Source organism: Chryseobacterium sp. LAM-KRS1 (assembly GCF_013184525.1).
Taxonomy (GTDB): domain Bacteria; phylum Bacteroidota; class Bacteroidia; order Flavobacteriales; family Weeksellaceae; genus Chryseobacterium; species Chryseobacterium proteolyticum.
This window is the reverse complement of the sequence record NZ_JAAOIZ010000006.1, coordinates 92,331-105,396: the sequence shown is the minus strand read 5'-3', so window position 1 is coordinate 105,396 and position 13,066 is coordinate 92,331. Positions and strand designations below refer to the sequence as shown.

Below are 13,066 nucleotides of genomic sequence, written 5' to 3'. Positions count from 1 at the left end.
ATCAGTGACAGGGATTTTTTAATTTATTCTTTTGATGGGTTACTCATTGCTTTTAAGCTGTGCCAGGACTACCGATAAATTGTTAATTCCCCAATGCTCAAAATATTTTCCATTTTTAAGACGGACAATATCAATGACATCAATACTTATTCTTTTTCCTGAAGGTGCAATTCCCATAAAATTTCCGGTGTGAGTTCCGGATATATTTTTTCTGGTCGTAACGAGGTCTTCTTCCGCAACCTGCTGAAGAATAGTTACCTGGATATCTGGCATGGCAGGTCTTAATATTCCATTGAAAGTATTGATCATTCCCTGTTTTCCATTATCAGCACCTTGTGGGGCAGAATGGTTGGTGAAGTTTTCATCCATGAGTTCTTCAAAGGTTTCAACGTTCCCCTTTTCAATAACTTCTATATTAAAGCGTTTTACTATTTCTTTGTTTTTTTCCTGTTGCAAATCCATATCTTATTATTGATTTTTTTCTTAGATACGTAAATTTAGGATAAAACATTATTCGCTCCAAGGAGAATGCAGAATACAGTTGCAGAAATTTTTCCTTTCAAAATTTGGAATCATAAATGCACAGACATCTGCTTTTATATTTCCGAAAGTGGTTTCGGTTTTATGTTTAAATCCATCAAAAAACGTTGGAATAATTTTATTCTTAAAATCATTCCGGGGGAATGCCTTTACAATCTCATTCCGGTGTGAATCACTCAGATGCTCATACCCTTCTCCCATTACATCCAGCCCTACTCCGGAGTACATCAAAGCTACTTCATTCTCCTTATGTTCTGCAATCCCAATGGTTGTATGCAATGCTATCGTATCCCAAACCAGCTGCAATTGATCTTTCGGAAGACCGTGGCTTTTCAGAAAATCCCTTGCTGCATTAGCTCCGTCTACTTCAAATCTCAAATCGGGACTGCTGTAATGGGGCACTAAACCCAGATCATGAAAAACTGAGCTTATATACAAAAGCTCTGCATCATACTCCATATTTTTTCGTTTTCCGTTAAGTGAAGAAAAAAGGAAAACCCGTAATGAGTGGTTATAAATAAATTCCGTTCCATGCTCTAACAGCAATTCAGTGGCTTCTGTAGCAATTTTACTGTCCGGAATTATAATTCCGGCAACACTTTTTAATCTTTGGACTGACATATTTTTTATATTTTAATCAATACAAAAATAGGCCTGTCCTTCTTGCTCCGGAATGTCAGAATATACCTATTACCTGCCAATATTTACAAACATCCTACGGTATTCCAATGGTGAACTATCTGTGTGTTTTTTGAAAAAATGACTGAATTGTTCAGGCGTACTGAATGCTAGGTGATAAGCAATTTCTTTTATTGTTTTAGCAGAAAATTGCAATAACCTTTTTGATTCGGCGATCACTTGTCCGGCAATGACCTCTTTAGCTCCTTTACCGCTTTTCTTTTTTGATATATCGGATAATTTACGGGGTGAAACGGATAGCTGTTCTGCATAGTACAATACATCATGCATCTTGTTATATTGCTGACTGAGTAATTCCAGAAACCGGCGATAGACCTGATTGTCGAAATCGTCAATTCCATCCTGAAATGAAGGCATTGCATTGGCCAGCTTAATCATCAGAATTTTTAAATAGGCTGCCATAGCATCTAATTTATTGGGATAATCGGCACCTTCATATTCTTTAAAAAGAATCTCACAAACCCCAATCAGTTCAGTGAAGTCCTTTTCCTGTAAAGGAAAATTCTGATGAAGGGCAGCATCATTAAAAAGCAGCAATTTACAATTGGAGGCACTCGAAGGCGTCTTTTCCCAAAAGCAATCGCCAAAGCTTATTTCAAATCCGGACAACTGGATGGGATGGGAAAAAGAAAATATTTGTCCTTTCGATATGACAAATACCTCCGGCCCCTGAATATGAAATTGTTTCCCATCAATAATGATGCTTCCGTTTCCTTCGTAAACAATGAGCACTCTGTTATAGGTAACACTGACTACATCCGTTTTTTCCAGAACCGAATGATCCAGCTTAACCACCTGAAAAGAATCCTTTATTTCCTTATCGAAGATGAGCACTTCATCATACATATTATATGCTTCTCTAATGGTTCCAAAAGTACAAATATCAAAAAAGTTCACAACAGATCTGCCATACTATTTCCGGAATCACAAAATAGCAACAATCAATGATGCTTTTTTACAACAAAAGGAATGTTTTATACAATCTTTTGATTTTTATAAACGATAAGTTTGTCCTGTTTAAAACCTATTCATGATGAACATTTTAAAAAAGCTATTTTACGGACTGTCTGTATTGATGATGATAACTGTAATTTCATGCTCCGACAATAATGACGAAACTACTTTTGAGGAAACCGTTCTCACCCCTTCACAGATACTTTCGTCTACTCCATGGGAAACAACCCATGCTAAAAACCAAAATGGACAGCCGGTTCCTTTAACGGACACTCATGTAACGAACTTTGTAGGCTTTGCTTATTTTAAAGCAAATGGTACATTTACGATGTATAATCTTGATGATTCTCCTAAAATGCATGGAGACTGGTCCGTTTCTGCAGACGGAGCAACCAGAACTATTATAGCAAAAGATGCGAACGGAAACGTACTTTTTACAAGAATAGTAAAAATTACAGTTTTAACGGAACAGGAATTTACTTACAGAATATTTCCTGATGCTAATGCCCCATCTGTATATTATGACATCATCCACACTCCAACAACTCATCCCGAGCCTTAGGCTCTTTTTATAATAAGTGAAAGCCGGTTCAATGAGCCGGCTTTGTTTTTTACTCATTTCTCTTCCAAAATAGGACAGCTCTGCTTTACATACTTTGGAATATATTTATTTTCTTGATTTTTTTTCATTTTTTCCCAATATGGATGTAACATATGTCACCCTATGGTTGTCTTATCAATTGAAACGCCCCTTGAAAATGAAAATAATAACATGTACAATCGCCCTATTAACCGCTTCTTTAGCTTTGGCTCAGGCCAAAAAAGATACCGTTAAACTAAAAGACATAGAAGCAGTTACTTTAGTGGTAAGAAAACCGACAGTGGAATCCAAAGTTGACAGGACGGTTTTTAATGTAGCCAACAGCTCCATTCTGGCCGGAAATACCACCTGGGATGTACTGAGAATGACTCCTTTAGTAAGTATAGATAATAATGATGCTATTAAAGCAGAAGGCGAGAACGTTACGGTTTATATTAATGACAGAAAATCTGTTTTTACAGGAAAAGAACTAAAAGAATATCTGGCAACAATTCCCGCCGATAATCTGATGAAAATCGAGGTGATCACCAGCCCTTCTTCGCGTTATGAAACGACAGGATCCGTCATTAATATTGTATTGAAAAAGCGGGATGATGAAGGAATGAAAGGAAGCATCACCCTGAATAACAGACAAAACAGAAAAAATTCGCAATACACCAACTTCAACCTGAATTACCATAAGAAAAAATTTACACAAACGTTTATTGGAAGTTATAGTGACAATACATGGGTACAAACCAATTCGATTGTTAATTCCCTGTATGAAAATAATGATATTACCACAATCAATACTTTAAACACAGATAAAAGTAAAAGTCCCTCCATTTCTTCCACTTCAGAATATGAGCTGAACGATAAAAACAACATCGGTTTTATTGTGGAATATTATCAAAGTAAAAGAACGTCTTCATCAGAAGCGGAGGCAAGCAATTATGCCAATGACCAGTTCAAGTATTCGTATGATCAGAGCCAAAACTTAGCGGGTATGAATCGTACTTTGGGAACCAATCTGTTTTACAAGTATTATGATAAAGAAAAAAACAGGATCTTAGATGTCAATTTAGGGACGAACTACGACTCTCAAAAAGATTCTAATGATTTCCTGAAAACATTTAGCAATAAACCGATTCCGGATCAAATAGGAGTTAATTCCAACAATCAGATGCGTAACTATTATATCAAAATTGATTATACGCAATCCATTGGAAAGTCTGGAGCCACATTTGAAGCCGGAGGAAAAATAGATTTCAATAATAACGTTGCTCCTTATTATTTGACGGGGAACAAGCTGGATCTGCTTCAAAAAACTGATAAATTCCATTATGAAGATAATATCAGTTCCCTTTATGCCAATTTCAGTAAAACCTTTTTCAAGAAGCTGGAAACCAGAGTCGGGATACGCTATGAATATATTGATTTCAAAGTAAGACAGGATATTGCAGGAACTTCAAGAAAAGACGGCTATGGTACTTTCCTTCCGAATCTATTGTTAAAATATTCTTTTTCAGACAAGTACGATCTAAGCCTTACCTACAACCGTAATATCTGGCGTCCGTGGTATGCTGAGTTCAACCCTTTCCTTCTACCTAATAATGATGGAATCTACTCCAGAGGAAATATCGACTTACAACCCAACCCAAGCGACAGGCTTTATCTGAAGTTCGGAATCTTGAAAAAATATTTCCTTTCTGCCAGGTACATGTTTACCAAACAAGATTACTGGACCACGTATAGTACTCAGGTAGTTAATACACCTGGAGATCCCGACAACCCTACAAAAGAAATAACAGTGACCTATCCCGGCAATTTTAGCGGAAAGGTTCAGAAATACTACCTGTTTGCCAATACCAACCAGACTTTTCTGAAGAATAAGTTAAATGTAAATGTAGGCTTTGGCTGGTATTATATTGACAACAGTGATTTTAATCAAAGAAATAACCTGAAAGCAAGAGACTACATCAGCTATTGGGGAGGATCAACCAACCTTTCGTACACCAACCTGTTTAACAAGAATATTAATCTAAGTGCTTGGGTGGAAATATCCAATCAGAATAACGGGAACTCTTACGCCAATAAAACGAATGTATTCCACAATATTTCCATGACAAAAATATTCCCAAAAAAACAAATGGAAGTCAGCCTTCAGCTGATGAATATTTTCCAGAGACCGAACTTTGATTCCACGACCTTCAGTCCTGTGGGAACTTTCAGAAATTCCACCCAATCCGATTGGTACGGAGTTTCACTGTCTTTTGTGAAACGTTTCGGAAACCAGAAAGTAAAAACCAATACAAAGACCGATGTCGAAAAAGGCGGCGGTGGCGGCGGCGAAAAGTAAATACCATTTTAATTGTTACTTATAGAAAAGGACTTTTTGAAATTCAAAAAGTCCTTTCTTTATCTGTCCGGAAATGAACTCTGTTATTCTTAATTAAGAATCCCGTTCATCTCTGTTAAAATTACCGGCTTCCCATCAGTCACGATGATTGTATGTTCATGCTGTGCCATGTACCCACCTTTATTTCCTACCATGGTCCATCCGTCATTCAACTCAACGGCAAGGCTGGAAGTGGTTGAGATAAATGTTTCGATAGCAACAACCGAATTCTTTTTGAATCTTCTGGAATCATAACGGTTTTTATAATTCAGCAGATCATCCGGCTGTTCGTGCAGACTTCTTCCGATGCCATGCCCTGCAAGATTTTTAATCACTTTAAAACCTCTTTTCTTAGCCTCAGTCTCCATAAGCCATCCGATATCTGCAATTTTAATCCCACCTTTAATACTGTTAATTGCTTTTTCAAGAATATTTTTAGAAGCATCCACTAATTTCTGATGCTGATGAACATCTTCCCCAATAATAAACGAACCTCCATTATCCGCCCAGAATCCATTTAGCTCTGCTGAAACATCGATATTAATTAAATCTCCTTCTTTCAGAACTCTTTCTTCCGTTGGAATACCATGGCAGAATTCATTATCTACGCTGATGCATGTCCAACCTGGAAATCCATAGGTCAGATAAGGGGCCGATTTAGCGCCAAAGTCAGAAAGTACTTTTGCTCCAAACTCATCAAGCTCTTTTGTCGTCATTCCAGGTTGAGCATAGTTGGTCATTTCCTTTAAAGTATAGGCAACTGCTTCACTTGCTTTTTGCATTCCTATTAATTCAGATTCGTTTGTTATTGACATTGTTATTTGTTTACGTAGGTTATTTTTGGATCGTTGTTTCACAAAATTTACTGGAAACTACAAAGTTAGGCAATTAAAATATAGGATGGTGTGACAGGAAAAATTCCTATGTGAAAATGTTGAAGATAAATTTAAGTCATGTTTGATTACAAATCCTGATCTACGTTTTTTGTTCTGTGATATTTAAAACAAAATATTGATAGGTATAAAAAAACCGCTCACATTACTGTAAGCGGTTTAATTTATGTGCCCAATATAACTGGTGGCATTTATTTTCTTATGTCTAACATAGATAATATAACTTATCTATAATTCTTTTTCTCGATAAAAATTAATTGTTTTTTTTACAATGTTTAATTTAGCAATTCCACTTCGCATACCGATAAAAATATTTTCTTCATCAAATACGACTACAGAATTTGGATATAGATTTCTCCAAAATTGTTCTCTAAAAATAAGGATCGCTTCTTCATTTACTACTTTGTAAAAACCATGAAAAGAAACAATATAAATAATGTCATTAAACACAGTTGATGCTTCTAAGGCATCTCCAAAGGATTCGATTTTTCTGTATGTGAAATCTTTTTTTAATTCATATAAGCTTCCCCATATACCCGAGCCTTCGGTAAAGTAGATTTTATTTTGGAATCGAAAAATATCAACCACATTTCCAAATTTTATTTCTATAGATTTCTTTATCTCTCCTTTCGGCTGAAAGTATAATGCTCCTCCCCATTCGCCTTTATTTTCTCCAATCAGTTTTCCACCTTCTATTTCTAATTCAGAATCTTCTTTATAATAACTGGCCTTTTCTACTATCAAACGATTATTTTCTTTTTTCACAGCATAGCAATCTTTAGATTGATTGAGAACAAACGATTCTTCAGATCCTACTTTTGGAATAGAATACTCACTAAAATTATCTGGAATTTTTATTTCTTGTCCTGTACTATAAGAACAAAAATAGAGTGTGAATAGTAGAAGTAACCTTTTCTCCATTGTTAAATTTATTGAAACGATGAAATTATTGCTTAGTAAATATCAAATCTTTTGTTTCAGGTAAGTAGATATTTATGTCTGTTCCCTGAGGACACTTACTGCTATCAAGTATAATGTCATTAGGACGATATTCCCAGGATAATTGTGTAGGACTTATCTTTTTTAAATTAATTTTCCCCCATCCAACGCGACAATTAGTCCCTCTATAATTAAATATTGCTTTACCTCCATTATCAACTATAAATTGACTATAAATTGTATGCGTATATTGATTCGACTGAAAATTCATGTTTTTAGTATCTTGCAGTATTGTACCTGTTGAATTTTTCACAATATATCTTATGGATAAAACATCTCTATATACTTTTTTATCCACTAGGTCAAAAAGCTTATCTTCTTCTTTAGAAATGTAAATGGTAATTTGTCTTCCATTATAGGAGGCTGAATAAACTCCTGTAAAGGCTGGTAATTCATTGTTTGTATCTTTTAAATGCGAGAGGTTAGGCACATTGTTTACAGCAGTACGAAGCGGATATGTTTGCTGTGCCTGACAAGATAATAGACCCACTAGAAAAGTGAATAATATGGCTGTTTTTATATTTATTGTTTTCATTTATTTTTATGTTTACTATTTAAGAGCAGGTTATTGAAGTTGGTTGATTATAATTATCCAGGGTAATGTTCTTTATTGAGCCATCATTTTCTATTCTTTGCAGATTGACCTTTCCTACATTCGGGATAAAAAATAGGTTAAACTTATTAAAATCTATTTAATAAAATAGGCTAACCAAAAAGGCTAGCCCGTTTTTTACTGTTTCGTTAAAACAATGTCTTTAGGAAAGTTAAATGGCCAATCTTGCCCCTGAACCATAATTTGATTATAATACTGACAGGATTCATTTATTCCACTGGGATTATATTCGTAATGAAGTTTCATTTGCGTTTTTTCCAAATTCGTAAAAGTGATATTTACATTAGCACTTTTACCACACATATTATCAGGATGAAAGAGTAAAAACTTTTGTGAATAATTATTATACTGCCCAAAAATACCATAAAATTCTGGAGAAGATTGATTAAAATTAGTTATCCTATCTATTTCAATTGCTCCACTAGAAGAAATAATTTTTCGTTCACCAACTATTTGATCAGAATCATAATATGTTCCGTCATTTGCCGTGGATCTATCTTTTATTTTTTTCAATTGTAAATATACTGTTTTTCCATTCCAAGTACCTTTCCAGGTTCCAACATACTGATTAAGTTCTCCATCTAAATCTTTATAATAGGCTCCGTTTGGATAATCTATTTTACTTGTGTTCAAAGGAAATATCTGTTGAGCTGAAATAAAATTAACGCTAGTTATTAATAATATGATTAATTTTTTCTTCATTGTTTTTCTTTTTATTTAGGACAATTAGCACTTACTAGATTATTATTACTACTTACCTGTAGTTCTTTACTGTCTCCATCATTATTTATTTCAAAAAGTTTGGCTCCATCTATATTCATATTCTTTTTCATGAAGTTTAAAAATCCTTTTTGCAGGTCGCTTGTTGAAATATTTGAGTTACCTATCATTTTTAAATATTCGGTATCCAGAGCTTTAATTTGGTCATCTGTATACATGGTCAGATTAGCAACATTAATGCCGTCTCCTCTCAATTGATATATTCCCTGGCTAGTAACGACGGAAATAAAGACTTCACTCAAAGGAATGTTATTAGTATGTGCATTCTGCAGTAATTGAATGAATGTATTAATATCTCCTGGAGAAAATATAGGAACTAAGCCATCATAATGAGAATGCATAATTCCATAAGTTGTATTAAAAATTTTAAAATCAAGCTGTCGGGTTCCAGGCTTATTACTTAATTCCTGGTATTGTGCTCCAGTTTGCCCAGAACCTGGAACAGGAGATCCTACTCTATAACCACTTTCAAAAGAACTAGCTGTTTTTGTTTTCAGATTTTCAACTTTTGCTGTAAAATTAGCGTCAGTTTTTTGAGCGTTTAATTTTCCGCATGGGCTATTATCTATATATTCTGTAGGATATGTATATCCACCACCGCCACCAGTACAATTTTCCTCCAAACAATCAGATGTTCCGATTGGATCTGTCTGTCCACCACCAGTTACAGGAAGGCACCTTGTTTCTGAAGTTGTAGTTATCATTTCTACCTGTCCTGTTTTTTCATTGGTCCAAGTCCAGGTAATTGATACAGTAATACATCCACCACCTTTAGACATGGCATTATTTTTATGATCATTCAATGTACCTTTGAGCTCAGTCTTGTTTTTGAAAACTAATAAATAGAAGAATTTGTTAGAATTTTGTTCTGTTTTGCGTTTAAAATAAACTTTATCTGCTCTTCTTTCTACTGTTAGAATTTCCTTTATCCTTCCATTTTTTACAATAGGAACTTCGAGAAAACTCTCATCAAATGTGCCCATTGTAATAGCATAGTCCCAATATACATCTCCATAAGTATTGGAAAAATATTGCTTATCGGCGTGGGTTTCAAAAATTTTCTTAACATTTTTAATATACTTTTCGTCTTCTTTCCAAAGGCTTTTGTTAGTATATTCTTTAGAACTTGGTTCAAATGAAGCGGTGACTTCATCATGAACACATGAATACAGCGAGATGCAGAGGACTATTAGTAGCAGTAGCTTGAAAGTAAATTTCTTTTTCATTTAGTGTTTATATTTCTTAGGTAGCTAATATAAAAATATTTTATAATTCACACCTTAGGGTTTTCCTTATTGTTTTGAATTATTTTTTATTTGACGTGAGACTCTTATTTCAGGTGCATAAAAGATTGAGAAAATACACAATGCTTTGTAATCTTAATGAACGTTGTCTTTTCACTGACCTTAGAAAATAGATGGGCATAATTATTATTTAAACCACCAGATCGATTGCTTTTGATTTTAACTCTTTGTAAAGCCAAATGTTCTTATTTAAAAACTAATCCCGTAATACTTTGTGACACAAAAAAACCGCTCACATTACTGTAAGCGGTTATTTTTCTGTGGTCCCACCTGTAATGTCCCCGGTGTATTTATGTGGAGTTAGATTGAGTTATATTTACTTTATATCAACTATCTATAAAAATATTGGAGTTGTGTAGAGTGCTGTGGATGTAGATGGGTTTAAGCGTGTTTAAAGCCTAATTTTCCAATCAAATAAATTACTTTCTTCCAATAATTTTACACAAAAGTAGTATCACGATTAGAACTTTGAGATTACATATAGAAAATTATTATTCTTTAAGATATTATAACCAGCTATCTATTATTATTTTTACATATAAATAATACTTCTTCATTTAATGCATTATTTTTATTTAGTGCATAACTATATTTACCTAGGTTATATTCTATAACTTCAAAATGATCAAAACTTCTCAACAATTCATTTATTTCTTCAATAGATGGAATACCATTATTTCTATAAGATACTGCAATGTGTGAATCTAGATGATTGTTAACTAATGTTCTTAAATCATTCAAAAAATTTAATTTGTCTTCAAACTCTTTAGATGCGTTGATTATTATTTCTCTGTTATTCTTCTCAAAGTTTATATTATCCGGAATGTCATAATAATTAACTAAACCTTCAAGAAAATGATATTTACTGTGGTACGAAGTATTACTTTCTTTTTTAAAATAAGGAGGGTCAATATATACTAAATCTGCTACACAAGGGCAGTTTAAAGCACTATAATTATGAGCGGTATTCACCCTTCCATTATCAATACAAACTTGATCTAATTCTTTAATAAATCTTATAAAGAGTTCTTCAAAGCTTCTCTCCCAAGTTTGTTTATTTCCAAAACTACCTGTTATATAATTTAACCTCATATTTAAGTTCTTTCTATGAAATAAATTATAAGGTCTTTTCATTAAACAACTTTGAAAAAGTATATACAGGGCACTACATTGTATATTTTCATTATCCAATGCCAAAACATTTTGAATATAAATATCTATTTGGTTATTTTCTTCATCTGTAAAATAGATGTCGTTATAAAATTCAGAAATATGATTTTGATATTCAAATCCCGGCACTCGATCAAATAATCTAATCGCATTTTCGTACGTTAATTCATTTGTATTCTGTTCTATTAATTTTTTTCCAATTATGAAATTAAACTGGAAGATATCATTATAAAAAACCTGTTTTCTATGTAATTTAGAATAATATGAGAATGATGCAGAGCCACCAAAAACATCCAAAACAGAATCAAACTTTAAGTTTGCTTTGTTGATTATAATATTCCATATTTTATCTACTATTTTTCTTTTTGAACCATAATATCTAGTTTGAGGTAGTACTATATCTGGCATATTTTTCTTATAAATTCTTTTAGTTTTAAAAGTTCAGGTTCGGCAATGCACTCTAATTCCAGCTTTTGATGGTTGAAAAATGGTAAATTAAATTTATAGGGTATAGCTTTAAATCCTCTCCTTGTGGTATTATACTTACTTTCTCTTGAATCAAAAAAATGTTTATAATTATCCAAATTTGTATTGCTTAATAGAGCGGTTAATAAAAATCTAAAATCTGTTAATTCAGTATTTGTCACCTTTTTCAACTGTCCAATATATTCGTTATATTTTTTGGACGTTTCATAGACATTATCTTTCGAAAGTGTAGTTTTAGCTTCTAAAATATAAAACCTATTATTATTAAAAATAACAAAATCAAATTCAGCTTTAACAACCCCTTTTATAGATAATTCAACATTTGACGTAAAATCAAGTCCAAGATCTAATAGAATTTCTTCAATTATATCCTCATAATATTTTTCAACCAAATAAAAAGATAATTCAGCTTTAAGGATATTAACTTTTTCTTTAGTTCGTATATTTGGATTAGAGTTAACAAAAGAATCTAAATGTTTTTCATCCTTATGTTTAAGGTAATGTATCAGATTATATTTTGAGCCTATTTTATTCTCAGTATAAATACCTAATAACTCTTTTTCTTTTTTATCATCTGGAAGGAAAAAATTAAAATTGGTTAATTCATCTAACTTATTGACTATAATAAACTCTTCAAAAAAAGGTTTATATTTTCTTTTTATTTTTATTTCCTTGTTTATATATAAATTATGTTGGAGATTACATAAAAGTTTATTGAATTCTCTCTCTCTGCTTTTTTCTTTGAAATCAGTAATAAGATCCGAATCATGAATTAGGGTTTGACTTCTTTTTTTAAATAAGTTCTCTTTAAATAGTTGCCAAATATATTTATTCTTAAATACATCATTAATATATTTTGAAAAATCAATATTATATTTCAGGAGTATTTGATCATTAACCTTAAGACCAACAACTTTATTTGATTCTTTATCCAGAACCAAATAATATTCATCTTTTTCACTATCAAAACTTAAATCTTTACATAAATCATTATCAAAATTTACCCAAACATTATTAATATCGAATGGTTCTTCATCTAGTAAATCAAAGTTAACTTCCTCTTTTCTAACGTTAAATAACTGAGGTTTTAAAATTTCTGAATTCAATATTTTTATATACTGTCCATTTTTATTAAATTCATAGATTGTTGAAATACTCTGTATTGATTCTCTTAGATTTTGATCATTTAAATATTTTAAAATTTCAGCTATTACATTTATTGACTTAAACTTATTATTTATATTATTAAATATTTCCTTAGTATCCTTGTTGTTACCTATAGTAGAATAAACAATAGAACTATCTTTAAAATACAAAAGATGTTCTGAGCAGTTTAGTTTAGTTATAAAATTATCGCTTTTAAGATAGTATGAGTTTAAGTTAACAGCTAGAGTATCAAAAAATTGGTCTTTTGTATATGTATATTTCTCATCATCATCTTTCTCTAAATATTCGCTTTTATTTACTCCTAATTGCTCATAAAAATCATCTGAGAATAATAGTGTTGCATATTCTATGTCATTTTGATTAATAGTTATATTCTCTAATTTAATATATACGTCATAGCATAAGTTAAATAGTGCTACTAAATACGGGTCAAGTTTTAATGCTATTTTATAAGCAAATATTTTATTATTATTATCAAACATA

General features: G+C 32.2%; 12 protein-coding genes. 2 read left to right on the top strand and 10 right to left on the bottom strand.

The window, feature by feature from the left end; all coding sequences use genetic code 11:
* Positions 1-39: 39 nt before the first annotated feature.
* The 3 genes from G9C87_RS17930 to G9C87_RS20955 form a co-directional block, all read right to left on the bottom strand.
* Entirely contained in the window at positions 40-462 is a 423-nt protein-coding gene (locus tag G9C87_RS17930; RefSeq protein WP_172283729.1) for an ester cyclase, read from the bottom strand.
* A 48-nt stretch (positions 463-510) separates the two neighbouring features.
* Complete coding sequence (locus G9C87_RS17925; protein WP_172283727.1) at positions 511-1,161, bottom strand: HD domain-containing protein; 651 nt, start codon at positions 1,159-1,161, stop codon at positions 511-513.
* Positions 1,162-1,230: 69 nt separating this feature from the next.
* Entirely contained in the window at positions 1,231-2,136 is a 906-nt protein-coding gene (locus G9C87_RS20955; RefSeq protein ID WP_172283725.1) for a helix-turn-helix domain-containing protein, read from the bottom strand.
* 133 nt (positions 2,137-2,269) lie between these two features.
* Here G9C87_RS20955 and G9C87_RS17915 point away from each other — a divergent pair, with 133 nt between their 5' ends.
* Together G9C87_RS17915 and G9C87_RS17910 are read left to right on the top strand one after the other, a co-directional pair.
* Positions 2,270-2,755: a DUF4822 domain-containing protein gene (locus G9C87_RS17915; protein WP_172283723.1), complete on the top strand. Its 486-nt coding sequence runs from the start codon at positions 2,270-2,272 to the stop codon at positions 2,753-2,755.
* 196 nt (positions 2,756-2,951) lie between these two features.
* The gene (locus G9C87_RS17910) at positions 2,952-5,132 is read left to right on the top strand and encodes an outer membrane beta-barrel family protein (protein WP_172283720.1); all 2,181 of its coding nucleotides are present in this window, start codon (positions 2,952-2,954) and stop codon (positions 5,130-5,132) included.
* An 89-nt stretch (positions 5,133-5,221) separates the two neighbouring features.
* Here the strand turns inward: G9C87_RS17910 and map are convergent, their stop codons facing one another.
* The 7 genes from map to G9C87_RS17875 form a co-directional block, all read right to left on the bottom strand.
* Positions 5,222-5,986: a type I methionyl aminopeptidase gene (gene map, locus G9C87_RS17905; protein ID WP_172283718.1), complete on the bottom strand. Its 765-nt coding sequence runs from the start codon at positions 5,984-5,986 to the stop codon at positions 5,222-5,224.
* A gap of 306 nt (positions 5,987-6,292) precedes the next feature.
* Positions 6,293-6,985: a hypothetical protein gene (locus tag G9C87_RS17900; protein ID WP_172283716.1), complete on the bottom strand. Its 693-nt coding sequence runs from the start codon at positions 6,983-6,985 to the stop codon at positions 6,293-6,295.
* 25 nt (positions 6,986-7,010) lie between these two features.
* Entirely contained in the window at positions 7,011-7,598 is a 588-nt protein-coding gene (locus G9C87_RS17895; protein ID WP_172283714.1) for a DUF6705 family protein, read from the bottom strand.
* Between the two features lie 195 nt (positions 7,599-7,793).
* Positions 7,794-8,378: a DUF6705 family protein gene (locus tag G9C87_RS17890; RefSeq protein ID WP_172283712.1), complete on the bottom strand. Its 585-nt coding sequence runs from the start codon at positions 8,376-8,378 to the stop codon at positions 7,794-7,796.
* A gap of 11 nt (positions 8,379-8,389) precedes the next feature.
* Positions 8,390-9,682: a hypothetical protein gene (locus tag G9C87_RS17885; RefSeq protein WP_172283710.1), complete on the bottom strand. Its 1,293-nt coding sequence runs from the start codon at positions 9,680-9,682 to the stop codon at positions 8,390-8,392.
* Positions 9,683-10,276: 594 nt separating this feature from the next.
* Positions 10,277-11,338, bottom strand: coding sequence for a DNA adenine methylase (locus tag G9C87_RS17880; protein WP_172283708.1), 1,062 nt, complete (start codon positions 11,336-11,338; stop codon positions 10,277-10,279).
* Positions 11,326-13,065: a hypothetical protein gene (locus G9C87_RS17875; protein WP_172283706.1), complete on the bottom strand. Its 1,740-nt coding sequence runs from the start codon at positions 13,063-13,065 to the stop codon at positions 11,326-11,328. The genes G9C87_RS17880 and G9C87_RS17875 overlap by 13 nt, the downstream gene beginning before the upstream one ends.
* Position 13,066: the final 1 nt, after the last annotated feature.